The organism is Parasphingorhabdus sp. (assembly GCF_039982395.1).
Lineage (GTDB): Bacteria > Pseudomonadota > Alphaproteobacteria > Sphingomonadales > Sphingomonadaceae > Parasphingorhabdus.
On the sequence record NZ_JBDWYO010000006.1, the window covers coordinates 1,018,112 to 1,043,818 of the forward strand.

General features: G+C 53.8%; 27 protein-coding genes. 17 read left to right on the forward strand and 10 right to left on the reverse strand.

All coding sequences use genetic code 11. The annotated features are described in order from the left end of the window. Window positions 1–5: 5 nt before the first annotated feature. The 8 genes from ABJV08_RS14905 to ABJV08_RS14940 are packed head-to-tail and all read right to left on the reverse strand — an operon-like array spanning window position 6 to window position 7,930. Window positions 6–1,163, reverse strand: a complete 1,158-nt coding sequence (locus tag ABJV08_RS14905) for a sulfotransferase (protein ID WP_348037271.1) — start codon at window positions 1,161–1,163, stop codon at window positions 6–8. Continuing rightward, complete coding sequence (locus ABJV08_RS14910) at window positions 1,160–1,678, reverse strand: nuclear transport factor 2 family protein (protein ID WP_348037269.1); 519 nt, start codon at window positions 1,676–1,678, stop codon at window positions 1,160–1,162. The genes ABJV08_RS14905 and ABJV08_RS14910 overlap by 4 nt, the downstream gene beginning before the upstream one ends. Next, complete coding sequence (locus ABJV08_RS14915; protein WP_348037267.1) at window positions 1,675–3,132, reverse strand: FAD-dependent oxidoreductase; 1,458 nt, start codon at window positions 3,130–3,132, stop codon at window positions 1,675–1,677. Before ABJV08_RS14915 ends, ABJV08_RS14910 begins: the two co-directional genes overlap by 4 nt. 2 nt (window positions 3,133–3,134) lie before the next feature. Next, on the reverse strand, window positions 3,135–4,166 hold the full coding sequence (gene dmpG, locus ABJV08_RS14920) for a 4-hydroxy-2-oxovalerate aldolase (protein WP_348037265.1): 1,032 nt from the start codon (window positions 4,164–4,166) through the stop codon (window positions 3,135–3,137). After that, window positions 4,163–5,092 carry an acetaldehyde dehydrogenase (acetylating) gene (locus tag ABJV08_RS14925; RefSeq protein ID WP_348037263.1) on the reverse strand — a complete coding sequence of 310 codons (930 nt, stop codon included), beginning with the start codon at window positions 5,090–5,092 and terminating at the stop codon, window positions 4,163–4,165. Before ABJV08_RS14925 ends, dmpG begins: the two co-directional genes overlap by 4 nt. Window positions 5,093–5,101: 9 nt before the next feature. Further along, window positions 5,102–5,890 (reverse strand): fumarylacetoacetate hydrolase family protein, encoded by a 789-nt coding sequence (locus tag ABJV08_RS14930; protein WP_348037261.1) that lies wholly within the window; start codon window positions 5,888–5,890, stop codon window positions 5,102–5,104. Next, a complete protein-coding gene (locus ABJV08_RS14935) occupies window positions 5,877–6,701 on the reverse strand; it encodes an alpha/beta hydrolase (protein WP_348037259.1) in 825 nt (274 codons plus the stop codon). The genes ABJV08_RS14930 and ABJV08_RS14935 overlap by 14 nt, the downstream gene beginning before the upstream one ends. A gap of 14 nt (window positions 6,702–6,715) precedes the next feature. Then, a complete protein-coding gene (locus ABJV08_RS14940) occupies window positions 6,716–7,930 on the reverse strand; it encodes an acyl-CoA dehydrogenase family protein (RefSeq protein WP_348037257.1) in 1,215 nt (404 codons plus the stop codon). A gap of 182 nt (window positions 7,931–8,112) precedes the next feature. On the opposite strand from ABJV08_RS14940, the gene ABJV08_RS14945 reads away from it, so the two are divergent. The 17 genes from ABJV08_RS14945 to ABJV08_RS15025 are packed head-to-tail and all read left to right on the forward strand — an operon-like array spanning window position 8,113 to window position 23,790. Then, window positions 8,113–8,868, forward strand: a complete 756-nt coding sequence (locus ABJV08_RS14945) for an SDR family oxidoreductase (protein WP_348037255.1) — start codon at window positions 8,113–8,115, stop codon at window positions 8,866–8,868. Between the two features lies 1 nt (window position 8,869). Next, a complete protein-coding gene (locus ABJV08_RS14950; RefSeq protein ID WP_348037253.1) occupies window positions 8,870–9,808 on the forward strand; it encodes a VOC family protein in 939 nt (312 codons plus the stop codon). Beyond that, complete coding sequence (locus tag ABJV08_RS14955) at window positions 9,808–10,686, forward strand: CoA-transferase (RefSeq protein WP_348037251.1); 879 nt, start codon at window positions 9,808–9,810, stop codon at window positions 10,684–10,686. Before ABJV08_RS14950 ends, ABJV08_RS14955 begins: the two co-directional genes overlap by 1 nt. Beyond that, on the forward strand, window positions 10,686–11,480 hold the full coding sequence (locus tag ABJV08_RS14960) for a ketoacid CoA transferase (protein WP_348037249.1): 795 nt from the start codon (window positions 10,686–10,688) through the stop codon (window positions 11,478–11,480). Before ABJV08_RS14955 ends, ABJV08_RS14960 begins: the two co-directional genes overlap by 1 nt. Then, window positions 11,477–12,376 (forward strand): enoyl-CoA hydratase, encoded by a 900-nt coding sequence (locus tag ABJV08_RS14965; protein ID WP_348037247.1) that lies wholly within the window; start codon window positions 11,477–11,479, stop codon window positions 12,374–12,376. Before ABJV08_RS14960 ends, ABJV08_RS14965 begins: the two co-directional genes overlap by 4 nt. 2 nt (window positions 12,377–12,378) lie before the next feature. Then, the gene (locus ABJV08_RS14970; protein ID WP_348037245.1) at window positions 12,379–13,467 is read left to right on the forward strand and encodes a nitronate monooxygenase; all 1,089 of its coding nucleotides are present in this window, start codon (window positions 12,379–12,381) and stop codon (window positions 13,465–13,467) included. Continuing rightward, window positions 13,467–14,216, forward strand: coding sequence for an enoyl-CoA hydratase family protein (locus ABJV08_RS14975; RefSeq protein WP_348037243.1), 750 nt, complete (start codon window positions 13,467–13,469; stop codon window positions 14,214–14,216). The genes ABJV08_RS14970 and ABJV08_RS14975 overlap by 1 nt, the downstream gene beginning before the upstream one ends. Continuing rightward, the gene (locus tag ABJV08_RS14980; protein WP_348037241.1) at window positions 14,216–15,379 is read left to right on the forward strand and encodes an acyl-CoA dehydrogenase family protein; all 1,164 of its coding nucleotides are present in this window, start codon (window positions 14,216–14,218) and stop codon (window positions 15,377–15,379) included. The genes ABJV08_RS14975 and ABJV08_RS14980 overlap by 1 nt, the downstream gene beginning before the upstream one ends. Next, a complete protein-coding gene (locus ABJV08_RS14985; RefSeq protein WP_348037239.1) occupies window positions 15,379–16,311 on the forward strand; it encodes an acyl-CoA dehydrogenase family protein in 933 nt (310 codons plus the stop codon). The genes ABJV08_RS14980 and ABJV08_RS14985 overlap by 1 nt, the downstream gene beginning before the upstream one ends. 9 nt (window positions 16,312–16,320) lie before the next feature. Next, on the forward strand, window positions 16,321–17,472 hold the full coding sequence (locus tag ABJV08_RS14990; protein WP_348037237.1) for an acetyl-CoA C-acetyltransferase: 1,152 nt from the start codon (window positions 16,321–16,323) through the stop codon (window positions 17,470–17,472). Beyond that, on the forward strand, window positions 17,472–18,377 hold the full coding sequence (locus ABJV08_RS14995; RefSeq protein WP_348037235.1) for an SDR family oxidoreductase: 906 nt from the start codon (window positions 17,472–17,474) through the stop codon (window positions 18,375–18,377). Before ABJV08_RS14990 ends, ABJV08_RS14995 begins: the two co-directional genes overlap by 1 nt. Then, entirely contained in the window at window positions 18,377–19,432 is a 1,056-nt protein-coding gene (locus ABJV08_RS15000) for an acyl-CoA dehydrogenase family protein (protein ID WP_348037233.1), read from the forward strand. The genes ABJV08_RS14995 and ABJV08_RS15000 overlap by 1 nt, the downstream gene beginning before the upstream one ends. Beyond that, window positions 19,429–20,607, forward strand: a complete 1,179-nt coding sequence (locus tag ABJV08_RS15005; RefSeq protein ID WP_348037232.1) for an acyl-CoA dehydrogenase family protein — start codon at window positions 19,429–19,431, stop codon at window positions 20,605–20,607. Before ABJV08_RS15000 ends, ABJV08_RS15005 begins: the two co-directional genes overlap by 4 nt. Next, complete coding sequence (locus ABJV08_RS15010) at window positions 20,604–21,383, forward strand: SDR family oxidoreductase (RefSeq protein ID WP_348037231.1); 780 nt, start codon at window positions 20,604–20,606, stop codon at window positions 21,381–21,383. Before ABJV08_RS15005 ends, ABJV08_RS15010 begins: the two co-directional genes overlap by 4 nt. A 1-nt stretch (window position 21,384) precedes the next feature. Further along, on the forward strand, window positions 21,385–21,846 hold the full coding sequence (locus ABJV08_RS15015; RefSeq protein ID WP_348037230.1) for a MaoC family dehydratase: 462 nt from the start codon (window positions 21,385–21,387) through the stop codon (window positions 21,844–21,846). Window positions 21,847–21,848: 2 nt separating this feature from the next. After that, the gene (locus ABJV08_RS15020; protein ID WP_348037228.1) at window positions 21,849–22,226 is read left to right on the forward strand and encodes a nuclear transport factor 2 family protein; all 378 of its coding nucleotides are present in this window, start codon (window positions 21,849–21,851) and stop codon (window positions 22,224–22,226) included. Window positions 22,227–22,230: 4 nt separating this feature from the next. After that, window positions 22,231–23,790: a FadD3 family acyl-CoA ligase gene (locus ABJV08_RS15025; RefSeq protein WP_348037226.1), complete on the forward strand. Its 1,560-nt coding sequence runs from the start codon at window positions 22,231–22,233 to the stop codon at window positions 23,788–23,790. Window position 23,791: 1 nt separating this feature from the next. Here the strand turns inward: ABJV08_RS15025 and ABJV08_RS15030 are convergent, their stop codons facing one another. After that, entirely contained in the window at window positions 23,792–24,742 is a 951-nt protein-coding gene (locus ABJV08_RS15030; protein ID WP_348037225.1) for a flavin reductase, read from the reverse strand. A 140-nt stretch (window positions 24,743–24,882) separates the two neighbouring features. Beyond that, entirely contained in the window at window positions 24,883–25,671 is a 789-nt protein-coding gene (locus tag ABJV08_RS15035; protein ID WP_348037224.1) for an SDR family oxidoreductase, read from the reverse strand. Between the last annotated feature and the right edge of the window lie 36 nt (window positions 25,672–25,707).

Genomic DNA, 25,707 nt, shown 5'->3' on the forward strand with positions numbered 1-25,707 from the left:
TCTCCTCAATTGCTAAGATATTGATCGTGATAAAACGCAAAGTCCTGCGCAATCTTATTGGCCGTCAGACCAAATTGCTCGGCGGAATATTTGTGTTTTGGTCGATTTTCACGGGCGTTTTCCGCCATGCAAGCCTCCATGGCCAGTTGCTCGGCCTTGTCGAAATCAAGCCCCATGGCTTTGATCACCTTCTCCACTGTTCCAATTGGATCCGTGACAGTATCGCGATATTTCACATCGATCACCCGGCCCGCAGGCAAGGCCTGGCGCAGTTCTTCAAATCGCTGAAGCCCGTTGCGAAACCGGTCAGTCCAATATCGTCCTTGTTTCATCGGATCATAAGTCGTTGATGCGCCAACGCTCAGCGACGCACACATGCTGCAATAGCTGGGCAAGACATCGCCAACATCACGGTGGGTCATGACCAAGTTGATATCTGGGAACACCGCCAGAAGGCCCTTCATACCCCCCAGCAAGTGATGCGGAGTTTTCAGCACCCATTTCTTCTGCTCGCCACCACGCCGATGCTGGATGACTTGCATGAACTTCACAAGGTCTCGATACGCAGCTTCGTGATCCTGCTCCGATTGCCAAAAACCATAAGATGGCACTGGCATCATCGAGTCATAGGTCGTCGAAAGAAAGGTTCGGTCGAGCAATATTACTTCTTCAGCGACAGCCTCTGCTTCAATCGGATCAATACTCTCAAAATCGGGCCATTCGGTAAGCAGTTGCTCGACAATCTGATGCGCCATTGCAATGCGTGGCGCAGGATCGCCGGGCTTTTCGTCGGGGAAAGGCAACGGGAAACAGGCTTCCCACCAGAATAGCGAGGTCATATCCGGCGCGCTCGCAAGCAGACGGTGCATCACCGTCGATCCCGTACGCGGCAACCCGATAATAGCGCAGGCCGGCTCAATGATCTCATCCGCTGCTTCGGGATGATCCTTAAAATATTGCACCAATCCCAGGCGATCCATCAGGGCGCCCTGTATTCGTTGCCCTGCGCCTGCATCGGGTGCGACCAGCCCCGCATCGGCATTTGCTTCTGCAACCAAGCGGGCGAGCGGATTCAAAAACCACTCGTTTCCGAAATCATGCAACCCGGTTGCGGACCGCGCATTGGCCAGCAACACATCCACAGACAATTCCGTACCGCTCATTTGCCTAGTCCCGCCAACAATTCAAATTCCCAGGACGGATCGTTTTTGTCATCCGTGCCCCAAACCGGGTTGGGATCTGCCGCCAACAGTCCTTGCTCATCTACCGGCCGTGTATATCCATGATCGAAGATGATCCGGCGAAAGCTGAATTTCCAGATCCCGTCGCGCTTCTCATAGCGATCAAGATAACGCCCATGGATTATGATTTCTTGGCGATCAGGCGCTCTGGAGCGGTGGAAAGCCGTTACCTGGTGCTCCCCTTCTGCGCGGTGACCGTCGACTACCAACAGCGAATTGTGGATCGCGTGAATCGTACTATCCAGTCCCTGCATCGCTGTGGGCAGCCAGGCCACATAGTCATCAGGTGAACCTTTAAAATAGGCTCCGTGATCATCAATCGCATCATCGTGGTAAAGAGAGCGAACCAGACTAAAGTCGCGACGATCAATACCGCGACAGTAACGCATCACCAGGTCGGTGATTTCGAGACGGTCTATGACTTCACTGTTGTTCAACCCGCAGCCTTGCGTCCAGCTTGCCGGCCAAAGAAAGTGCAATCGGCAAGGCTCATACCCGAAGAATATCCATGACCCCACGCCGGTAGTCCGCTTGTACAGCGTCCTGCTGCGTAAAGCCCCCCGACCGGTGAACCGGTTCGGTCCAGAACTTCTCCGTCTATCGAGGTCTTCAAGCCACCCAGAGTGAAGAAACTAAAATAGCTGGTTTCAAAATTTAATTCGAGGGCAACAAAGGGCCCTTGATCCAGCGGCGTCAATATTGGCTCGCGTTTGTCGAATAGAGGGTCAACACCATTTTTTGCATGTTTGTTATAGAATGCCATGGTTGCGGAAAGCGTGCCTTTGGACATCTCCAACTCAGCTTCAACCTCTTCCCAGCTATCGCCAGTGCCGACAATATCTGTGCGCGCCAGTTCCAATGGCTCCGCAAAATGCGCACTGTCGAGCAACAGATAGACCCTGCCACCCGGCTGATCGACCATCGTCCGAGAGACCCGTCCGTGATAGCAATCTTCATTGATGAAGCGTTGGCCAGCGACATTCACAAACACACCATTGGCTTGTGGTTCGGGGATAGTCCAAGGACAGGTCGTGAAAAACTGATCCATGTGGATAGCGTCGCCACCCGCGCTAACCCCCAAATTGATGCCCGTACCGTCATCCTGGTCCCCGATGGGATCATTGACTTTGAAGGTTTCAGGGCAATATTTGCGACGCATTTCCTCGTTCATCACAAATCCGCCGGTGGCCAAAACGACCCCCTTTTCTGCTTTCACAAAATGCGGCTTGTTGTCGATATTCAAAACAACGCCGACGATCCGATCACCGTCTTGCACAAGCGCCAGAGCGCGCGCATCGGTGACCAGCTCAACACCCAGATCACGGGCCCGTTTATCTAAGATATCCATCAACGGTCGACCGCCGCCCCATCCCATATGCTGGATCACATGACCACGCGGTGCCGGCTTCGCTTCGTTGCAAAAAGGCGCTGCTGCTTCGCTGCCAGACCATATCAACGTGCTATCATCCATCGGCTCTATCTGTTTGCCCGGAAGATAATTACCCCGATAAGGAATGCCCTGTGCCTTCAACCAGTCAAAATGCTTCAGTGCCTGTTTGGCATAAAGATCACATTTAGCCTCATCCGCGCAGGGACCGCCCGCCATTTTCAAATAGCGTGCAAAATCTTCGGTTGAATCGCTGAACCCGGCTTCGCGCTGAGCTTCTGTCCCGCCGTTGCCGCCAATATAGATTTCACCGCCAGAGAGACCAGAGGCGCCCCCGCTTCCCGAACCACGTTCAAAAAGCATGACCTTTGCACCCGCTGCCGATGCCTCGATCGCAGCACATGCGCCTGCTGCGCCGAAGCCTATGACCGCAACGTCAGTTTTGAAATCCCACGCTTCAACCGCCGACGCCGGATAAGGTCTATGCAGAGAAATCTCTGCCATGATTAGGCTTCCTTGGCTTTGACAAGGTCGAGAGCAACGTCGACGATCATATCTTCCTGCCCGCCAACCATTTTGCGTCGGCCCAATTCAATGAGAATTTCCCGCGTGTCCAGACCATGATCTTCGGCTGCTTTTTCGGCATGTCGCAAGAAACTAGAATAGACGCCGGCATATCCCAGCGCCAAAGTTTCGCGATCCACCCGGACGGGACGGTCCTGCAACGGCCGCACCAAATCCTCTGCAGCATCCATCAACATCATGACATCGGTTCCATGATTCCATCCCTTACGGTCAGCGGCCGCAACAAACACTTCGAGCGGTGCATTGCCGGCTCCGGCCCCCATACCAGCAAGAGAAGCATCAATGCGCACAGCACCTTCTTGCGCCGCGACGATGCTATTCGCGACGCCCAAAGACAAATTATGGTGAGCATGCATGCCGCGTTGGGTCTCTGGTTTCAGAACCTTGTCATAGGCGCGAAAACGGTCACGGACTCCGTCCATATCAAGCGCGCCACCACTGTCGGTGACATAGACACAATGCGCACCATAGCTCTCCATCAGCAACGCCTGTTGGGCTAGTGCATCTGCCTCAATCATGTGGCTCATCATCAAGAAGCCGGAAACATCCATGCCCAAGTCACGGGCTATGCCAATATGCTGCTTCGAGACATCCGCCTCTGTGCAATGGGTCGCAACACGAACCGAACGCACACCCAGATCATAGGCTCGTTTCAATTCTTCAACCGTGCCAAGGCCGGGAAGAATGAGCGTGGTCAGAACGCATTTATCCAACACCTCAGCAACCGCCTCTAACCATTCCCAATCGGTATGGGCGCCAAAGCCATAATTGAAACTGGTGCCTGAAAGTCCATCACCATGCGCCACTTCAATGGCGTCAACGCCAGAGGCCTCAATGGCTTTGGCAATATCCCGCACATGGTCGAGACCATACATATGACGGATGGCGTGCATGCCATCGCGCAAGGTTACGTCTTGAATGTAGAGCTTGTCTTTTTCTACGTCGAAACTCACGCTGCCATCCTCCGCTGGGCTAACAATTCACCCGTTGCCTTTGCAGCCGCTGTCATAATGTCGAGATTTCCAGAATAAGGCGGCAAATAGTCGCCGGCCCCTTCCACTTCGAGAAAGATGCTTGTTTTAATGCCTCTGAACTCACCCAAGCCCGGAATTTTAAGAGGGTTGTTATCGCCGAACCGTTCAAACTGAACTTCTTGTTTCAACCGATAGCCCGGCACATATTTCTGGACCTCTTTCACCATGTCTTGGATGGAGTTTCGGATATCCTCTTCCTCTGCGCCTTCGGACAAGGTGAACACGGTATCACGCATGATCATCGGCGGTTCTGCAGGGTTTAGGATGATAATCGCCTTGCCTTTTGCAGCACCGCCAACCTCCTCGATCCCGCGCGCGGTCGTGCGGGTAAACTCGTCAATATTGGCGCGCGTACCGGGGCCGGCGGAACGTGAGGACACCGAAGCCACGATCTCGGCATAATGAACTGTGCCAACTTGACTGACCGCTGCAACCATTGGAATTGTCGCTTGTCCACCGCAGGTGACCATATTGACATTTTGTGCGTCGAGGTTCGCGTGCATATTCACTGGCGGGATAGTGAACGGCCCAATAGCCGCCGGCGTCAGGTCAACCACCTGTATCCCATCAGCACGCAAAGCTTCGTCATGCAACTTGTGCGCATAGGCAGAGGTCGCATCAAAGGCGATGCCGATATCCTGGTAGCAATCCAGTTTTTTAAGTCCCTCAATTCCTTCATATGTGGTCGCGATACCGCGCTCTTTTGCCATCGCAAGGCCTTCGCTATCCGGATCGATTCCGACGACAGCGACGAGCTCCATATTCTCAGGATATTTGATCATTTTGATCATCAAATCCGTGCCTATGTTGCCCGATCCGATAATCACTGCTTTAACTCTACTCATATTGGTCCTTTAGACAAATTTTGCGGTACAGTTGCCGATGCCGTGCAGGGTCATCTCAAAGACATCGCCTTTTACGGCGGGCTCCAGCGGAACAACAGAACCCGACAGAATAACGTCGCCAGCATCAAGAGTGACCCCATATTGCCCCAATGTATTGGCAAGCCACGCTACCGCCTGAGCTGGATTGCCCTGAACAGCAGATCCCATGCCTTCTGAGAGCGGTGCGCCATTCTTAGTTACGGTGACTCTCAGATTGGGGAGATCATGATCGCGAGGATCGGCCTTGTCTTCGCCCACTATGAATACACCGCAAGAGGCATTGTCGGACACAGTATCCACAATCCCGATTTTCCAGTCTTCAATCCGGCTGTCAACGATCTCGAAACACGGTGCGATGCTCTCGGTCGCAGCTATGACATCTTCAGCGGTCACCCCTGGACCAACGAGACTATCTTTCAAAATGAACGCAATTTCGGCTTCTGCGCGGGGCGCAATCAAAGCCTTGGCATCACAATCAATATCACCGACAATATGCATCCAGTCGGTCAGAAAACCGAAGTCCGGTTGATGGACGCCAAGCATATCCTGCACCGCTTTGGACGTGACGCCGATTTTCTTGCCGACAACGATTTCACCATCGGCTTGCCTCCGCTTCAAAAAGTCGAGCGAAATTGCATAGGCATCGTCGATTGTCAGCGCAGGATCGCGTTCGATCAATGGTGCGACCGTTTTTCGACCGCGAAGCGCGGAGTAAAGTTCCGCGCTATATCTTTTAGAGTTCTTACTATCTGAATTCATTAAGAAATTCGATCGAATAGCGGTTAAATTCTGATGTCCTCTCCAGTTGGACCCAATGGCCAACATGGTTGAAGGTCATACAACGCGCATTGTCACACTGGTCCAAAAATAACCGCGCCCCACTTTCTGGACAAAACTCATCGTTCAACCCCCACATAACAAAAATCGGCGGTTTCAGTTTTCCCAGATGCGGTCCGAGATTCGGTGTGATCATACGGGCAAGCACATCCTTTGGCTGCTTTTTGGCTACCGCAAAGCGTTCCTCCACCAAAGCGTCCGTGATTTTGGGCGCAAAGTCGGGGTGAACAAGGTTGCAAATCAACCGGCGCTGGTCTTCCTTGCTAAATTCATCACTGCCAAAGCTGCTCTTCATTTTGGCAATACCCGGCATGGTGAAATAGCTCGCCTGCTCCTGAATACAGCCCGGAGCCATGAAGACGAAAGAGGTAGCAATTTCAGGATGGTCCAACGTCATCTGGATCGCGATGCCACCGCCCAAAGAATTCCCCACCAACGCAGCTTTTGTGACACCATGTTGTTGCAACGCATCATAAAGCGTGTCGGTAAACAGCTGCAATGTGTAATCAATGCCCTCTGGCTTTGAGGAAGCACCATAGCCGATCAAATCAGGCAAGATAACGCGGTACCCCGCATCAACAAATGCGTCGATGTTTTCGCGAAAATTGGATCCACCGGATGCCCCGGGCCCGCTTCCATGGATAAACACCACGGCCGGGCCGGATCCCTTTTCCTGTATGTGAATATCATATCCGCCCGTGACGGAATATGTTGCCTGCAATAAATCTGCCAACGCGTAATTCCTTGTTACATGAAGGTGAAGACAGGAGGCTGACCAAGCATCGTGCCGACCACATCAGCGGTGCGGTTGCTCGGATCATTCGCGACATGCGCCCGCGCGGCATTGAGATCGAGCCAAGGCTGGATTATGTCGCTCGACGTATAAATAGCGCGCCCGCCAAGAAGTTGCATCATATCATCCACCAAACGTGCAAGACGGCGCACGACAGTGGAGCTTTGATAAGCAAATAAAGAACGCTTCTCCATCGGAATTTCTTTGCCGCTTTCGGCCAGCTCCATCAATTCATCAAACGATGCCTTCTGCGTCAATTCCATTTCCAGCATCTGGCTGTGCGCCGCAGCAATCGCGCCGTGCAGCATCGGGTCTTCTTTCGAAGCCTTGCCAGTGTTCGTCGAAATACGGCTTTCCATGATTGCCATTGCAGCGTTTACGGCAGCCCTCGCCCCACCGAATGCGGCGGTCGAGACAGAACGGACAAAGACCTGCGCCCATGGGAGCGAATATAATGGTCCTTCGTTCACTTTCTGACCCGGGTTGTCACACATGAACCCCTCAACCGCACGGTGTGTTCGATATTCAGGGACAAACACCCGATCCACAATGATATCATGACTGCCGGTGCCTTGCAGGCCAAAAACCTGCCAGCTGTCCCGATCAATCTCATAATCTTCACGAGGCAAAAGGAAGGTCCGCATATCAGGTGGCCCCTGCCCGTCTTCTGGAAAGACCAGTGCGCCGAGAAGCACCCAGCCGCAATGCACTGAACCAGATGAAAAGCCCCAATGCCCACTCAGATAAAAACCGCCTTCAGCATGTTCAACTTTACCGACTGGCTGATAGGTTGATGAGACCAGCATTGATGGGTTATCGCCCCAAACTTCTTGCTGCGCCTTGTCGTCAAACAACGCCATTTCATATGGATGACAACCGAGAACTCCGTAGACCCAGCCGGTAGACATGCAGCCCTCTGCCAATAATTTTTGTATGGAAAAGAAGACATTGGGATGCATTTCATATCCACCCATGCGCTTCGGTTGGAGGACTTTGAAAAATCCTGCCTCCTGCATTTCGGAAATAGTCTCTGCAGGAACATTGCGCTCGGCGGTGCATTGTTTGGCACGCGATTTCAAAGCCGGGATCATCGCCCGCGCACGATCGACCAGCTCCTCCGCAGTCGGAATTTCACCCGCCTGATTTTGCATGTTTACAACTGTAGCCATAATCTTCTGTCTCCGCTGCCTGCTCCGACTCAATAGTCGATTAGCTGAATTCGTAAAAATTTTTGTCATAAAATACGCAAATCGTCAATTGAAAACCTATTTTGCTTTCGTTATTGTCATTTTCAGGCATATTGATCATCTGATTCTATCAATTCATGTCTTTGAGCCTTGAGGGAGTATTTGTGCAGTTCGATTTAACCGGAAAAGTGGCGTTGGTTACCGGGGGGACGCGAGGTCTTGGCCGAATTATCGCAGCAGCCTTGGTTGAACAGGGATGTAAGGTAATGGTGACCGCGCGAAATACTCCGGACGTCCTGGATGACGGCATCAGCTTTTGCCAATCCGATATCCGCGATCCGCAGGCGATAGAAGAACTGGTCGGCGAAACGGTCCGGTCATTTGGTGGCATCGACATATTGGTGAACAATGCGGGCGGATCTCCTGCGTCCGACGCAGCGACAGCCAGTCCACGATTTGCAGACGCCATAATGGACCTTAATCTAATGGCGCCTTATTATCTTTCGCGCGCTTGTCATCCATATCTCGTAAAATCAGGCAGTGGCAATATTGTAAATATTGGCAGTGTCGCAGGCATTCGTCCGTCACCAGGCACGGCCATTTATGGGGCAGCCAAGGCTGGGCTAATGAGCCTGACCCAAAGCCTTGCCCAAGAATGGGGCCAAGACGGAATTCGCGTCAATGGAATCATTGTCGGCTTGGCCGAAACCGAAAATGCCGAAGCGACATATGGTGACGCTAGCGCTCAAGCGGCCGTCGCCGCGTCTTTACCGCTGGGTCGCATGTGCAATGGCAAGGATGTCGCTAACGCCGTTTGCTATCTTGCATCGCCTGCGGCTGAATATGTTTCAGGCGCGCGACTGAACGTCGACGGCGGGGGCGAAAGGCCCTATTTTTTAGACTTGGTAAAAGGGGATTAAAGTGGCTGGAGTTCAATCACTGGGCTATATCGTAATCGAAACGACCAACATGACAGGCTGGGAGTCTTATCTAACGAATATAGTCGGCGCGATGCCCGGTGGTTCCGGTGAAGATGGTGCCACGCTTTACAGATTGGATAATCGTGCCGCGCGGATCCGGGTCATTCAAAGCGATGTGGATCGCTTCGCTGTCGCTGGCTGGGAGTTGGCCGATGCCGACGCTTTTAACGCTATGGTCGAAGAACTGCAGGCTGCGGGCTGCGAAGTAACAATGGGCGATGCAGCATCAAGGGATGTCACGGCCATAGCCCATTCAACCGATCCTGCTGGACATGATTTTGAGATATTTTACGGAGCGAAAGACGCGAACGAACCATTCTTGTCTCCGGCAGGTGTCAGCAAATTCATCACTGGTGAACTTGGCATGGGGCACGTCGTTTACGGCACGCTCGCTTTTGATGAAGCTCTGAAATTCTATGAAGAAGTGATGGGTTTTGGTAGAAGCGATGCACCCGAAATTGAAGTTGGCCCGCCAGGCACTCCCAAAATGGGCACATGTTTCATGCATGCCGCAACCGGACGCCACCATAGCGTCGCGTTGCTGCAGATGCCTGCCCCGCCACCAGGTTGCGTTCACATCATGATCGAGGCTGCTGAATTGACCGACGTCGAAGCCGCCTATGCACGAATGCAAGAAGCGGGAGTCCCGGTCTCGGCGACGCTCGGAAAACACACCAATGACCAAGTAACGAGCTTTTATATGCAATCCCCTGCCGGTTTCGATTTCGAATTTGGCTGGGGCAGCATGGTGGTCGACCCCGCGACATGGGAACCTACAGCTCATACACAAATGGACGAATGGGGTCATGAATGGGCCTGGCAAAAAGCGGCAGAAGAAGCCGCAGCAGCAGAAGCCGCAGCAGAAGAGGCAAATAATTGATGCTCGACAAACGTATGACACCTGCCGAGATTGTCGGCACTTTATCCGATGGCATGACCATTGGCATCGGTGGCTGGGGCCCTCGACGCAAACCGATGGCGTTGGTGCGCGAGATAATGCGCAGCGACCTTAAGGACCTCACTCTTGTTGCTTATGGCGGAGCCGATGTTGGCATGCTGTGCGCCGCCGGCAAGGTGAAGAAGTTGGTTTTTGCCTTTGTGTCACTCGATGCCATTCCTCTCGAACCATGGTTCCGTAAAGCGCGAGAAGCAGGACAAATTGAAGTTTTGGAACTGGACGAAGGCATGTTTCAATGGGGACTGAAGGCTGCGGCGTTCGGGCTTCCTTTTCTCCCCACGCGGGTTGGCCTTGGTACTGATCTTGCGGCGCTTGGTGGACTAAAAACCGTCCAATCACCCTATGATGATGGCGAGACATTAATCGCCATGCCCGCGCTGAAACTTGATGCCGCGTTGCTCCACGTCAATCGCTGCGACCACCGCGGCAATGTGCAATTGCTTGGGCCGGACGCCTATTATGACGAATGGTTCGCCAAGGCAGCAACCAAAACCTACGTGTCTTGCGAAGAGCTGGTCGACAAAATGGAAGACCATTATCATGATGATGCGCAGGCCAATATATTCGAGCGCTGCTTTGTCACTGGCGTCACTGAAATAGCTGGAGGAGCCCATCCTTCTTCAATGCCGCCATTATACGGCCCAGACATGAAAGCGTTCAAGGCCTATGCCGGCGCAGCCAAAGATCCAGGCGAATGGTCCGCTGTCGCGGGTCAATTTGTTGGCGCGGACGAAGCAACCTATCTCGACTCTGTTGGCGGAAAGGAAGCGGTCATAAATGCGCCGCTGGCGATATATTGATGACTGATATTACACTTGCTGAGCTCTGCATTTTTGCATGTTCCGAAACCTTCCGGACCGATCGTGAGATTATCGCAACCGGAATAGGCCCCGTTCCGCGTATTGGCGCCGGCCTGGCCAAGCTAACGCACTCGCCCGGCCTGATGATGACCGACGGCGAAGCCTATCTGGTGGAGCAGCCGGTGCCAATGGGCCCACGCGGGGACTATAAACCGAAATTTGCAGGCCACCTTCCCTTTTCGCGTTTCTTTGACAGCGCTGTATGGACCGGTCGTCGCCATGCTATGGTTACACCGACGCAGATCGACCGCTTTGGCCAAACAAACCTGTCTCAACTCGGTGGGACTCACCATCAACCCAAGACACAGATGCTTGGTGTACGCGGTTTTCCAGGCAACTCTATCTATCACGCCAATTCGATGTTCATTCCATTTCATTCCGCCCGCACTTTTGTAGCCGGCGAAGTCGATATGGTATCAAGCGCAGGGTATAATCCCTCCAAGCGTGTTGCCGGCGGAAATTACGATCATATCGATCTGCAAAAGATGATCACAAATCTGTGCGTCATGGATTTTGGCGGACCCGACAATGCGGTTCGTGTCGTAACCCTTCATCCCGGCGTGACGTTTGACAAAGTACAGGAAGCGACGGGCTTTGATTTGATTGAAGCCGTTGAAAGCGAAACCGCTATGCCCAATGCAGAAGCGCTGGCCATTATCAACCAACTCGACCCCCATAATTATCGCGCGCACGTCATCCGTGACAACCCGCCAGCCATAAGGATAGCAGCATGAGCGACGATCTTGTTCCTCTAGAGGACGTAAAGCCAGAATATGAGACAGGTGAACCGATCCTATATGAAGCCAAAGATGGCATTGCCTGGATCACTCTGAACCGGCCTGATTTTCATAATGTCCAGAATAGCCAGATGACATATGCATTGGATGATGCCTTTATGAAGGCTGTCGATGATGACGCGGTAAAATGTATCGTTCTCAAATCCGATGCCAAACATTTCAGCGCCGGCCATGATATCGGCTCACCCGGCCGCGATTTTCACAGCAGCTTTGACCGCCGCTTGATGTGGTATGACCATGCCAATAAGCCAGGCGCTGAAAAGGCTTATATTCGCGAACAAGAAGTCTATCTGGGCATGTGCAAGCGCTGGCGGAACATTCCCAAGCCCACAATCGCGCAGGTCCACAAAGGCTGTATTGCCGGTGGACTGATGCTTGCATGGGTATGCGATATGATCGTGGCTTCTGATGATGCGTTCTTCCAGGATCCTGTCCTTCAGATGGGATTCCCGGGGCTTGAATATTTTGCGCATACTTTTGAGTTAAACACCCGCATTGCAAAAGAATTTCTGTTTCTTGGTGAACGGATGAGCGCCCAACGCGCCTATGAGATGGGCATGCTCAATCGTGTGGTTCCGCGTGAACAATTGGCAGATGAGGTGTTAAAAATCGCACAACGTATTGCCGAACAGCCGCGACTGGCATTGCAGCTCGCCAAGCAAGCTTGCAACCATATGGACACACTCGCCGGCAAAGAAGCCGGTATCGAGGCATCCTTCGGCTATCACCATTTCGCCCACGCGCAGAACCAGCTAACAAAGGGCGATTATATCGCCGGGTTCGACGGCAAAAAAATGGCTGAGAAAAACAAAGCGCAAGAAGCGAAGGGATAGCCTTGTCCAATCCGCTTTCTACTCCACTGACCCAGATGTTGGGCTGCCGCCTGCCGGTGGTGCAGACCGCTATGGGCTGGATCGCGACGCCGCAACTGGTGGCAGCTTCTAGCAATGCCGGTGCTTTCGGGTTTCTGGCTGGCGCCGTTATGCGACCAAAGGAATTGGCCTCAGAAATTGGCAAGCTTAAGGACCTTACTTCCCATAATTTCGGAGTAAACTTTCACAGCTTTCAACCGGGGGCGAAAGAAATTGTCGAGGTTATCCTGGCCAATTCCGATCGGGTGCGCGCGGTCAGTTTCGGGCGCGGGCCGGATGCGGAAATGATTGGCAAGTTCCGCGAAGCAAATATCATCTGCATGCCCACCGTTGGCGCACAGAAACATGCAGAGAAGATGGTAGCCCTGGGCTGTCAAGCGATCACGATTCAGGGCGGCGAAGGCGGCGGTCATACCGGCTCCGTGGCGACTACGGTACTTCTGCCGCAAGTTCTGGATGCCGTTCACGTTCCGGTAGTCGCTGCCGGTGGCTTTGCTGATGGACGCGGATTGGCAGCGGCGCTGGCCTATGGTGCATCGGGAATCGCGATGGGCACGCGCTTCATGATGACCAGCGATAGTCCTGTCCCGCAAGGCCCTAAGTCTGCATATACGGGAGCAACAACGAATGACATCACCGTAACCACCAAAGTCGACGGCATTCCGCAACGTATGATCGTCAATCCGATGCTCCGCAAAATTGAAAAGTCGGGCGCTCTATCCAAGTGGCAACGCGGCCTGATGGCGGGCCTAGCAATGAAGAAACAAACCGGTGCCAGCTGGGGTGATCTCATCAAGACCGCCCGTGGCATGACAGCCCATGGCGCCATGTCTCTGCCCGAAGCGATGATGGCTGCCGCGGCCCCGATGCTGCTTCAGAAAGCGGTCGTTGAAGGCGATGCGGACAATGGGCTTATGGCGACCGGATTAGTAGCAGGTCGATTGAATAGTCTGCCAAGCTGCGCAGAACTGATGACCGCGATTGAACAAGACGCGCGCGACCGCATCGCTTCTTTTACCACAACAAATCCGACATCAAAGGGAGTCGCCTGATGCCCATCACCTGCACGATAAAAGACAAAATTGCGGAAATTGTTTTTGATGTCCCGCCCGTCAACGCGTTTGATAGCGAAACATGGATGTCCCTTCCCGCCATCATTACCGAAGCGAGCCGCAATCCAGACGTAAATTGCGTGCTCATCCGCGCTGAAGGCAAAGGATTTTGCGGCGGCGTCGACATTAAAGAGATGCAGGCACATCCCGAACGCATCACCTTGCTGAATCGCGGAAACTATCTGACATTCAAGGCCATTCGCGATGCCGAAGTTCCGGTCGTCAGCGCCGTACATAAATTTGTTATCGGCGGCGGCATTGGCGTCTGTGGCGCCAGCGATACGATCATCGCGGCCGACGATGCCTATTTTTCTCTGCCCGAAGTTGATCGCGGCGCAATGGGCGGCGCAAGTCATCTGTCCCGCATGCTGCCTCTACACAAAGTACGGGCAGCCTTTTTTACCGGCGGAACGGTGCCGGCCGAAGAGGCCTATCGCTTGGGTGCTGTGGAAAAAGTTGTTCCTCGCGCAGAGCTGGAAAGCACAGCGAGAGAATTTTGCGCGATCATTGCATCCAAATCCCGCAAGGCCCTGGTTATCGCAAAAGAAGCCCTCAATGGTCTCGAAGAACGTGATGTGGATCGGGGCTACCGCTGGGAACAGGGCTTTACGTTGGAAATGTATATGCATGAAGACAGTCAGAAATCCCGCGACGAATTTGTCGAAACTGGCAAGGCGGCTAAATTCTGATGGACTTGAACTACACAGCTGAACAGCAAGCCTTCCGCTCCGAGATTCGCAACTGGCTGGCAGACAATGTTCCGGAGAAACCTCTGCTCACGCTAGAGGGCGAAGAAGGCTTTCATCAGCACGTCGAGTGGGAACGAAAGCTAGCAAGCGGCAATTGGGGCATGGTCACTTGGCCCGAGCAATATGGCGGGCGTGGTCTGGATTTGATCCAGTGGTTGATCTTCGAAGAAGAATATTGGGCTGCAGGGGCGCCTCTCCGTGCCAACCAAAACGGGATTTTCCTGCTTGGACCAACCGTCATGGAATATGGCACGGACGAGCAGAAAGCGCGCTTCCTGACGCCGATGGCAAATGGAGAAGTGATGTGGGCGCAGGCATGGTCTGAACCCGGCGCTGGTTCCGACATGGCTGCGATCACGACCAAAGCCGTCAGAGATGGCGACGAATATGTCATCTCCGGCCAAAAGACATGGTCCAGCCGCGCGAGCTTTGCAGATTGGGGCTTTGGCCTCTTCCGCACGGAGGAGGGCAGCAAGCGCCACAAGGGGCTGAGCTTCATCCTTTTCGATTTGAATAGCCCCGGCATTACGCGACGCCCCATCCGGCAATTGCATGGCGAACCGGGCTTTGCCGAACTCTTCTTTGATGAAGTTCGGGTGCCGGCGGCAAATATGTTGGCTGGTGAAGGCCAAGGCTGGAATGTTGCAATGGCAACCGCAGGGTTTGAGCGCGGATTGATGTTGCGATCACCCGGCCGTTTTCAGGCGACGGCAAAGCGATTGGTTGATCTCTATCGCGCCAATGCGGCCAATGCTTCACCCGCAACCCGCGAGGCAGTGACGCAGGCGTGGATGGGAACGCAAGCATATGCCTATAACACCTATTCAGTTGCTGCCAAAATATTGGCGGGCGGAAAGATTGGTGCAGAAGCAAGTCTCAACAAAATTTTTTGGTCCGAACTGGATCGATCGATGAACCGGGCCGCCATGCAGCTGATGGGTGCGGCGGCAGAGCTCGCCAAATTTGCTGACGGTTCTGTAAACCAGTGGCTCGATGGTTATATTTTCTCGCTGTCCGGACCGATCTATGCCGGGTCCAACGAGATTCAACGCAACATAATCGCCGAACGTTTTCTCGGCCTGCCAAGACAGGGAGCCGGCTAATGGAGTTTCTTTTAACCGAAGACCAGTTGACGCTCGCTGAAGGCGTAAAAGACTATCTGACAGGGACACACGGCCCAGATATACTGCGTCGCCTTGATGAAAAAAGCAATCGCGACCCGGCCATTTGGAAGGGTTTGGTCGAAATGGGTTTGCCCGGTCTGCTCGTGCCAGAAGAAAATGGCGGTTTAGGCCTCACGCTTTTGGATGCGGCATTGATTGCGGCCGAATGCGGCCGGGCCTGCCTCGCGGAACCCTTGGTCGACACGGCATTTGTTGCCGTGCCTTGGTTGATCGCCAAAGGCGATAGCGATGATCTAGACGCTATTGCTTCTGGCGAGAAAACGAAGCCGCTGGCTCATAAGGTCAATGGCTGGGTAGCTGATGGTGACGGCACTGCGCTGCACAGCGTCGACCCTCTTCGAAACCTTACCGCCGCATCCACGGACGCCACCGACGATCCACATCTGCTCAACCTCGGGGCGTTAATGTCTGCTGCTCAGCTCGTCGGCATTGCTGATGCGATGTTGGAACAAGCGGTAGAATATGCAAAAGTTCGCAATCAATTCGGCCAACCCATTGGTGCTTTTCAAGCGGTAAAACACCATCTCGCAACGGCGACCGTTGCGCTGGAATTTGCAAAACCCGTTGTCTGGCGCGCCGCGCAGGCGATGGATGATGGCACCGACAGTGCCTCTATCCACGTCAGTCACGCAAAACTGGCCGCGGGCGATGCCGCGCTGCAGATGACGGAAACCGCGATCCAGGTTCATGGCGCAATGGGCTATACTTATGAGGTTGATCTCCATTTCTGGATGAAACGCTGTTGGGCGCTGATCGGCGCATGGGGCAGTCGTGGCTTTCATTCAAAACGGGTTGATGACGCTATAATCGGTGGATCGCTAAATATCGGCCCCGCACAAACATTTACATGAGGAAGTTTAATGGCTGAAGCCTATATTATTGATGCTGTCCGCACGCCGATTGGGCGCAAAAAAGGTTCTCTAGCGGAAGTCCATCCGGCTGATCTGGGCGCGCACCCGATCAAGGCATTGACCGAACGCACCGATTTTGATGCAGGCGCGGTGGATGATGTTGTCTGGGGTTGTTGTGATACGATTGGCCCTCAAGCAGGCGACATCGGCCGCTCGGTCTGGCTCGTCGCAGGACTGCCGCAGCATGTGCCAGGCACCACCGTTGACCGGCAATGTGGATCGTCGCAGCAAGCGCTGCATTTTGCTGCCCAAGGCGTGATGTCAGGTACACAGGATCTGGTCGTCGCGGGCGGTTCGCAAGCGATGAACGCGATCCCGATTAGCGCCGCCATGTACGCCGGACAACCTTATGGATTCGACAATCCGTTCAACACCTCGCCCGGCTGGGTTGCCCGCTATGGCGATGGCCTGCTGAACCAGATCAACTCTGCTGAAATGATAGCCGACAAATGGGACATAAGCCGGGAACAGATGGAAGAGTTCGCCCTCGCCTCTCACCTCCGTGCCCAGACCGCAACTGACAGCGGTTGGTTCACAAATGAAATAGCCGCATTGGAAGGATTGGAGGCTGATGAGACCATCCGACCCACAACCACCCTGGAGGGGCTTTCCCAACTGAGGGTCATACAAGAAGGCGGTAAGGTCACAGCGGGCGTTTCCAGCCAAAATTGTGATGGAGCAGCAGCCATGCTCGTCGCTTCGGAACAGGCCGTCAAAGACCATGGGCTCAAACCCCGCGCGCGCATTCATCATATCTCGGTGCGGGCGGATGATCCGGTCTGGATGCTCACCGCACCGATGCCCGCCACCGAGCATGCGCTTAAAAAAGCCGGCATGACGGTGGACGATATAGACCTGTTCGAGTGCAATGAAGCTTTTGCCAGCGTGCCAATGGCATGGATGAAGGAACTGGGCATCCCGCATGAGAAAGTGAATGTTAACGGCGGAGCCATCGCCCTCGGCCATCCGCTCGGCGGAACTGGTGCGCGGTTGATGACGACATTGCTCAACGCGCTGGAACGCACCGGCGGACGTTATGGCTTGCAGACCATGTGCGAAGGCGGAGGCCAGGCCAATGTTACGATTATTGAGAGGCTATAATGGGAATTTGTGACAACAGAACAGTGATCATCACGGGTGCCGCAGGCGGTTTGGGCAAGAGCTACGCCCTCGCCTTTGCCGCCGAAGGCGCGAATGTCGTCGTCAATGATATCGGTACATCACTGGGCGGCGAAGGTCGCGACACCAGCGCAGCAGATGCGGTGGTTGCGGAAATAGTGGCGGCAGGTGGCAAAGCGATCGCCAACTATGAAGACGTGACCGACTGGGACGCTGGCAAGCGGATCGTCGATGCGGCAGTAACGGCCTTTGGTGATTTACATGCTGTGGTCAACAATGCCGGTATCGTACGCGACCGGATGTTTGTGTCTGCAACACTGGATGAATGGGACGCCACCATGCACGTCCACTTACGCGGGCATTTTTGCATCGCACGCCACGCTGTTGATTACTGGCGCGGACGGGCCAAAGAAGGTCATGAGGTCGATGCGCGGATCATAAACACCACATCTGGCGCGGGCTTGCAGGGATCGATTGCTCAATCCGCCTATTCAACAGCGAAAGGGGGCATTGCATCTTTGACATTGGTTCAGGCTGCTGAATTGGGCCGCTATGGCATCACGGCCAACGCCCTCGCACCATCGGCACGTACGCGGATGACCGAGCAAGCCTTTGCAGAAAAAATGGCAACCGGTGGCGATGAGTTTGATGTCATGCATCCAGACAATATCGCACCGACAGTGGTTTGGCTGGGATCGCCTTTGTCCAAAGATATCACGGGCTGCATCTTCGAACTGGAAGGCGGAAAAATCATGCTGGAGGACGGCTGGCGCGAAGGACCGGTTGTTGACAAAGGTGCAAAATGGGATCCGGCAGATGTCGGTGGAGCCGTTCAAGAACTGCTTGAAAACCGTGTCGAGCCGCGGAAAGTCTGGGGGACGGCTTGATGGATTTTGCCTTCACCGATGAACAGTTGATGATCGCAGAAACCGCGCAAAGCTTCTTCGCGGACAATGCGACCAGCGAACGCACACGCAAAGCGATGGCTTCTGATGGATTGGATCGTGAAACATGGCAGTCTTTTTGTCAGGAACTGGGTCTCAGCGGATTGTTGATCGCTGACGAATTTGGCGGCTCGAATCTGGGCATGGTTGAATTTGCCAATATCGCTGAAGCGGCGGGTACACAGATAGCAGCCATTCCGCTGCTGGGACAAACAATGGTCGGTCAAGCGATCGCTGCCGGCGGAACGCAAGAACAGAAAAGCCATTGGCTGCCCAAATTGGCTGCTGGCGAAATTGTTGCCACCGCTGGAGGCAGCGCGGATCTTCAAGCGGACAACAACAGATTGTCCGGCAAGATCGGTCTCATTCCACATGGCAATATAGCCGAGATCTTCATTCTATCGGATGGCAGCAATGCGTGGATTGTCGAAAGCGGTGCTGACGGTTTCTTTGTCGAAACTCCGACAACAATGGATCAAACCCGACCGCTAGCCACACTCATTCTAGAAGGCGTTGATGGCGAGCCCTTGGGTGATAGCGATGCTGCAATGGAAGCCGGCAAAACCGCTGGCTGGATTTGCTTAGCCGCTGAAGCATTGGGCGGAGCGCAGGCTTGTCTCGACCGCACCGTTGCCTATTCAAAAGAACGTGTTCAATTCGGCCGCGCCATCGGCAGCTTCCAAGCCTATAAGCATAGGGCTGCCGATATGATGATCGAGATCGAGCAAGCACGCTCCGCTGTCTACTGGGCGGCTTGTGCGGTCGATGAAGGCTCCGATGATGCGAAGCTCGCTATTCACGCCGCGAAAGCTTTTTCCGCGGATACATTCTTCAAATGTGCCGGTGATATGATCCAGTTACATGGCGGTATCGGTTTCACATGGGAGCATGATGCCCATATCTTCTTCAAGCGCGCCCGTTCGATACAAACCATGATGCTCGACGGCAATTGGCACCGCGAGAGAATTGCAACCATGCTCTTGGGAGAAGCGGCATGAAACTGGGTTTCTCCAAAGCAGAAGAAGATTTTCGCGCAGAATGCGCAACGTGGTTGAACGGCCAGATGGCGGGTGAATTCTCGGACATCAAAGGCATTTCCACATTAACGGAAAAAGCTGAACGCCGTAAGGAGTGGGAGCAGCAGCTTGCGGCCCACAAATGGTCGTGCATCGGTTGGCCCACCGAATGGGGCGGACGCGGCGCCAGTCTTGCTGAACAGGTTATATTTGCAGAAGAATATGCTCGGGCGGGCGTTCCGGGTCGGGTCAATCACATTGGCATTGAATTGGCCGGGCCGACGATTTTAACCTTCGGAACCGACGCACAGAAAAAACGGTTTTTGCCCGACATTGCGGCTGGCAAAACAGTTTTCTGCCAGGGATTTTCAGAACCCAATGCCGGCTCTGATCTGGCTAGCGTTCGAACCAAAGGCCGTCTCGAAAATGGGCAATGGATCGTCAATGGACAGAAAATCTGGACCAGCCTTGCCCACATTTCCGACTGGATTTTCGTGATCGCACGCAGCGAAGAAGGCACCAAAGGCCCAAGAGGTCTGACGTTCCTGATGATGCCAATCGATCAACCGGGTATCGAAATCAGAGGCATCAAGCAGATTAACGGCGACGCCGAGTTTAACGAAACTTTCTTCACTGACGCGACTTGTGCCGAGGATAGCCTGATTGGCGCTCCTGGCGAAGGTTGGAAGATTGCCATGGGACTACTCGCCTTTGAACGCGGCGTTTCGACGCTCGGCCAACAAATGGGGTTCCGCAATGAACTGGACGAGATTATCGCCGCAGCCAAGGCCAATGGCAGTGCCAATGATCCGCTGATCCGGCAGCGTCTAGCCAAAGCGGAAATTGGATTGAATCTGATGCGCTATGGCGCGCTGCGGATGCTTTCAAACACCGATCACAGCAAAGTGGACGGCGCCGCCCTTACCTATAAAATCCAATGGGCTACTTGGCGCAGGAACCTCGGAGAGCTGTCAATGGATGTGCTGGGTCAAATTGGTGAAACAACGGACAATCCTGACTATGAGTGGGACACTCTGCCCAACTTGTTCCTCTATTCGCGGGCCGATACAATTTACGGCGGTACCAACCAGATCCAACGCAACCTGATTGCCGAACGGGCCCTTGGCATGCCCCGCGAACCCAGAGGTGATACATGAGCTTGATACCAACCTATCCCGAACCAAGGGACTTGCTCAAAGGCAAAACTGTGGTGGTCACCGCTGCCGCCGGAACAGGAATTGGTTTTTCGGCCGCCAAGCGCGCGGCAGAAGAAGGCGCTACAGTCTTGATGAGTGACTTTCATGAGCGACGTCTGGGCGAAGCCGCTGATCGAATTGCAGAAGCGGTTGGACAACGGCCAGAAACCTGCGTTTGTGATGTAACCAATCAAGAGCATATTGATCATCTGCGCGATACTGCGATTGAGAAACTCGGCTGCGTCGATGTGCTCATCAACAATGCGGGTCTCGGTGGCGAAGTCGATGTGATCGATATGGCCGACGAGCAATGGGAGCGCGTTCTCGATGTCACGCTCAACAGCGTATTCAGGATGACGCGGTCCTTTCTCCCGCATATGCAGGAAAGAAAAACCGGGGCTATTATCAACAATGCTTCGGTTCTTGGTTGGCGTGCCCAAAAAGGGCAAGCCCATTATGCCGCTGCAAAGGCGGGTGTGATGGCCTTCACCCGTTGCTCCGCCATCGAAGCAGCGGAATTTGGTGTGCGGATCAATGCGGTCGCGCCAAGCATCGCGATGCACGCCTTTCTCGCCAAAGTTACGACAGATGAACTGCTCGCCGAACTCTCGGCCAAAGAGGCTTTCGGGCGTCCAGCCGAGGTTTGGGAAATTGCCAATGTGATGATGTTCCTGGCCAGCGATCTATCCTCCTACATGACCGGAGAAATTGTCTCCGTATCGAGCCAAAGAGCCTAATATGATCAAGATTTATGAAAGCCCCCGAGACCTTGTCGGCCAAGAAGGTACCATCCTGGGGCCCAGCGACTGGCTGCTGATTGACCAAGAAAGGGTGAACGGCTTTGCCGATGTCACCGGCGATCACCAATGGATTCATGTTGATGAAGAGCGCGCCAAAGACGGCCCATTTGGCGGCACCATAGCCCACGGTTATTTGACGATGAGTCTGGTTAATCTGTTTCTGCCCACATTGGTTGAAGTTCGCGGATTCACCCACGCCGTAAACATTGGTTCCGACAAAATGCGGTTTCTTGCTCCGGTATTGGTTGGCAGCAACATCCGCGCGGTTGGTGAAATTATCAAAGTCGAAGAAGTCAAAGGTGCCATCCAGCAAATCATTCGAGTCACCATCGAGATTGAAGGCAATGAAAAACCGGCCTGCGTCATCGATACAGTCAGCCGCTATTATCCAGAGGATTAGAGATGCCCGTAACAACCGAAGACAAGATCAAAGCCGTTGAAACCTACATCGGTTCTTTTTCAACCGCCGATGTGGAGGCAATTGTCGGGCTCTATGCCGATGACGCAACGGTTGAAGATCCCGTCGGTACACCGATCAAAGAGGGCATTGATGCCATTCGCGACTTTTATACCGGCGCGGTCGCCAATGGAGCGCGATTGGAACTTATGGGAGCACCGCGCTGTGCTGGCGATTGTGTCGCATTCCCCTTTGCAGCCAACGTCAATATGGGAGACAAGAAAGCCCATGTGGAAATCATCGACACCTTCCGTTTCAATGACGACGGCAAGGTTATTGAGATGCGCGCCTTCTGGGGTCCCGAGAATTTTATAACCGGCTAGAAATATGACCAACAACGACCTTCCTTCCACCATACCGCATGTTGCAGAAGACGCTGCACGTCGCTGGGGCGATGCGCCTGCACTCATGGAAAAAGGTCAGACATGGAGCTTCGTTGCCCTTTGGAATGACGCACGGGCTATGGCCTCTGCCTTTATCGCCAGCGGGATCGGCAAAGGCGACCGCATCGCAATCTGGGCTCCCAATTGCCGTGAATGGGTCATCATTGCTTTAGGAGCTCTCACGGCCGGAGCAGCCATTGTGCCGCTCAACACGCGGCTGAAGGGACGCGAAGCCGGCGATATATTGCGCCGCACTCAGTCCCGGATGCTCTTCACCGTGGATGACTTTCTTGACACTGATTATTTGACCCTAATCGCCGACGAAGACTTGCCTGCATTAAAGGACAGGCTGTTGATAGGGCAAGATCTTGCAGGATTTCTTGCAACAGGTTCCGGTGCATCAGACCATCGTGTCGATACTGCCCTTGCCTCGCTCTCGGCGGATGACATCTCGGACATCATGTTCACCAGCGGCACCACTGGCATTCCGAAAGGCGTCATCACGACGCATGGCCGGATTATTCCCATGTTCCGGCATTGGGTCGAAGTCATGGGATTGCAGGCTGGGGAACGCTATTTGATTATCAATCCCTTTTTCCACAGCTTTGGTTTCAAAGCTGGTTGGATCGCCGCACTGATCGCAGGAGCAGTGACCATTCCCGTGCCCAGTTTTGATATAAAGGCGGTAGCCCGCCATATCGAAAAAGACCGGATCAACTTCCTGCCGGGGCCACCCACCATCTATCAGGCGCTTCTCGCGGAGAAAGCGCAGCATCCCTTTGACTGTTCTTCCCTGCGCGGCGCAGCGACCGGAGCGGCGACCGTTCCACCCGAACTGATCAGGCGGATGCGCGAGGAATTGAATCTCGTCGATACCGTCACCGCATATGGCATGACCGAATGCTCGAATATCACGGCTTGTCGCCGGGGGGATCCCGCAGATCTAATCGCCAATAGCTGCGGCAAAGCCATACCCGGCTTGGAGGTCCGCATTGCCGATGATGATGGCAGCGAAGTGGCGCGCGGAAACACCGGCGAAATTCACGTACGCGGATATGGTGTCATGCTCGGCTATCTTGATGATCCCGAGGCCACCGCGGAAGCGATTGATCCTGAAGGCTGGCTGCACACCGGCGATGTCGGCGTGATGGATGAAGCCGGCTATGTCCGGATCACCGACCGCAAGAAGGACATGTATATTTCCGGCGGGTTCAATTGCTATCCAGCAGAAATAGAAAAGCTTCTTTCCGACCATCCCGCAGTAGAAATAGTGGCAGTCATTGGCATCCCCGATGATCATATGGGCGAAATTGGACAAGCATTTATTGTGCCGCGTCCTGGCTCACAGCCTAGCGACACAGAGATACGGGCATGGGCAAAGGAAAATATGGCCAATTACAAAATCCCACGCAATGTGGTCTTTGTTTCAGCGCTTCCCATGAATGCCTCAGGCAAGATCCTGAAAACTGAATTGCGTCAACTGGCGGCAGGTTCGCCGGCTTAGCCTAATCCCAAAGCTGCGGCACATCTTGGCCCGTCAACTCAATCAACTTCTTGAGCACATGTTTGGCATCGGCAACTTCACGCTGTGTGAAATGATCCAGCAGATCATCCTCAAAAGCCTTGGTCACGGAAAGCGTCTCAATCAGACCATTGCGCCCTTTGGCCGCCAGATCAAATCGGCCATTCTGTTTTTCAACCCATCCCTTCTCAACCATGACATCCAACAGATCTTCATCGGGCAAAAACCCGGTATGATCCAGCCGCGCACCGATTTCCTCGGCCGAGGCGTGTCCGTTCATAGACAATACCGACAGCACCATATATTCGGTTTGAGACATCCCCAATTGGGTCAGTTTTTCCCGGGTTGGTCGCGATGATTGAAAATAAGCGCGGGCGACCAGGTAGAATAGGAAGTCTTCTGTAAAACGACCCTCTGTTACATCAACGGCGGAGGCCTTTTCCTCTGCTGACTTTGGCCGCGTCTCTGCATATCGTCCGCCGTGAAACAGTAGCGGGGCCTGGTCTTTCTTGTCATAAGCGACCACTTCTCCCACCAGGATCACATGATCCCCGCCTTCATATTGATGCACGGTCCTACATTCAAACAGCGCTGCATAATTTTCCAATACCGGAGACCCAAGCCCACCAGGGGACCAGGTCACATCAGAAAACTTGTCTACTCCGGAATGTGCAAAGGAGTTCGACAGTTGCTCTTGACTGGCCGCCAATACGTGAATGGCGAAATGCCCGCTGCTGCAAAAGGTCGCGCTGGACAATGATGATTTCGCCAACGACCAAAGCACCAAAGGCGGATCGAGCGATACCGAGTTAAAACTGCTCGCGGTAACTCCGACCGGCTGCCCTTCCGCGTCCACCGATGTCACAATTGTAACCCCAGTCGCAAAAGACCCGAGTGCGGTTCTAAACCCTTGATCCACTGGATTGCCGCTCATGGCTATTCTCCGATTTGAAAGTGCTTTTTCTAGCCTGCGTAACATAGCAGACTGTCGCGAATAAGGAATAGAAACCAACGCGTTAGATGCCTGTACGTTGCGACTATATACAGCCGAGCCCGTTCATTGATCGTGAGATTCTATACCAACAAAATTCCGCCATCGACCGTGATGATTTCACCCGTCATATACGCCCCGGCATTGCTCGCCAACAAAAGCGCCGGCCCCATTATATCCTCGTCATGGCCCCAACGATGCAGCGGTATCATTCTGATTTCCTGATCATATTGCTTTTTATCTTGCTCGACCGAGCTGGTCATTTTTGAATGAAAGCGGCCTGGTGCGATGGCATTCACCCGGATGTTATCATCGGCAAGAAGGCTAGCGAGATTGCGGGTAAGTTGGTGAATGGCGGCTTTGGATGTCCCATAGCTAACGCCGCTTCCGGCACTTCCCATGATTCCAGCTACCGAACCAATATTGATCACGGAAGCGCCATTTGTGGCTGTCGCATTCGCTTTGAGCAATGGCAAAAGCTGCTGTGTGAGGAAGAATGGCGTCTTCACATTCAGGTCCATGACCTTGTCCCAGCCAATTTCAGGAAATTCTTCAACCGGCGCTAGCCAGCCCGTGCCAGCATTGTTCACCAGCACGTCAATATGGCCTTCCCTCTCAGTCAGCGCCTTTGCGAAGCCGACAATGCCTTCTCCGCTGCTCATATCACCGGGAAGCGCGACACATTCACCATGCTCGGTCAACTGGGACAGTTCTTCCGCAGTCTGCTGGCATTCTTCGATTTTGCGAGCCGTAACATATACGCGTTTTGCCCCGGCATGCAGAAAAACACGCGCCATAGCTTTTCCCAATCCTCTGGATCCTCCGGTGATAACGCAGATCTTGTCGTACATGGAGAATAGATTGTTTTGCATAGGAATGAGTCTTTCAAATAGGTGGGAAGGTTTAGA

Excerpts from the sequence above, each read along its gene's own strand:
- ABJV08_RS15000 (WP_348037233.1), top strand. The coding sequence starts at position 18,377 with ATGGATTTTGCCTTCACCGATGAACAGTTGATGATCGCAGAAACCGCG.
- ABJV08_RS14960 (WP_348037249.1), top strand. The coding sequence starts at position 10,686 with ATGACTGATATTACACTTGCTGAGCTCTGCATTTTTGCATGTTCCGAA.
- ABJV08_RS14985 (WP_348037239.1), top strand. The coding sequence starts at position 15,379 with ATGGAGTTTCTTTTAACCGAAGACCAGTTGACGCTCGCTGAAGGCGTA.
- ABJV08_RS15010 (WP_348037231.1), top strand. The coding sequence starts at position 20,604 with ATGAGCTTGATACCAACCTATCCCGAACCAAGGGACTTGCTCAAAGGC.
- ABJV08_RS14915 (WP_348037267.1), bottom strand. The coding sequence starts at position 3,132 with ATGGCAGAGATTTCTCTGCATAGACCTTATCCGGCGTCGGCGGTTGAA.
- ABJV08_RS15025 (WP_348037226.1), top strand. The coding sequence starts at position 22,231 with ATGACCAACAACGACCTTCCTTCCACCATACCGCATGTTGCAGAAGAC.
- ABJV08_RS14905 (WP_348037271.1), bottom strand. The coding sequence starts at position 1,163 with ATGAGCGGTACGGAATTGTCTGTGGATGTGTTGCTGGCCAATGCGCGG.
- ABJV08_RS15020 (WP_348037228.1), top strand. The coding sequence starts at position 21,849 with ATGCCCGTAACAACCGAAGACAAGATCAAAGCCGTTGAAACCTACATC.
- ABJV08_RS14980 (WP_348037241.1), top strand. The coding sequence starts at position 14,216 with ATGGACTTGAACTACACAGCTGAACAGCAAGCCTTCCGCTCCGAGATT.
- ABJV08_RS15005 (WP_348037232.1), top strand. The coding sequence starts at position 19,429 with ATGAAACTGGGTTTCTCCAAAGCAGAAGAAGATTTTCGCGCAGAATGC.
- ABJV08_RS14990 (WP_348037237.1), top strand. The coding sequence starts at position 16,321 with ATGGCTGAAGCCTATATTATTGATGCTGTCCGCACGCCGATTGGGCGC.
- ABJV08_RS14995 (WP_348037235.1), top strand. The coding sequence starts at position 17,472 with ATGGGAATTTGTGACAACAGAACAGTGATCATCACGGGTGCCGCAGGC.
- ABJV08_RS14940 (WP_348037257.1), bottom strand. The coding sequence starts at position 7,930 with ATGGCTACAGTTGTAAACATGCAAAATCAGGCGGGTGAAATTCCGACT.
- ABJV08_RS15015 (WP_348037230.1), top strand. The coding sequence starts at position 21,385 with ATGATCAAGATTTATGAAAGCCCCCGAGACCTTGTCGGCCAAGAAGGT.
- ABJV08_RS14975 (WP_348037243.1), top strand. The coding sequence starts at position 13,467 with ATGCCCATCACCTGCACGATAAAAGACAAAATTGCGGAAATTGTTTTT.
- ABJV08_RS15030 (WP_348037225.1), bottom strand. The coding sequence starts at position 24,742 with ATGAGCGGCAATCCAGTGGATCAAGGGTTTAGAACCGCACTCGGGTCT.
- ABJV08_RS14925 (WP_348037263.1), bottom strand. The coding sequence starts at position 5,092 with ATGAGTAGAGTTAAAGCAGTGATTATCGGATCGGGCAACATAGGCACG.
- ABJV08_RS15035 (WP_348037224.1), bottom strand. The coding sequence starts at position 25,671 with ATGCAAAACAATCTATTCTCCATGTACGACAAGATCTGCGTTATCACC.
- ABJV08_RS14965 (WP_348037247.1), top strand. The coding sequence starts at position 11,477 with ATGAGCGACGATCTTGTTCCTCTAGAGGACGTAAAGCCAGAATATGAG.
- ABJV08_RS14930 (WP_348037261.1), bottom strand. The coding sequence starts at position 5,890 with ATGAATTCAGATAGTAAGAACTCTAAAAGATATAGCGCGGAACTTTAC.
- ABJV08_RS14955 (WP_348037251.1), top strand. The coding sequence starts at position 9,808 with ATGCTCGACAAACGTATGACACCTGCCGAGATTGTCGGCACTTTATCC.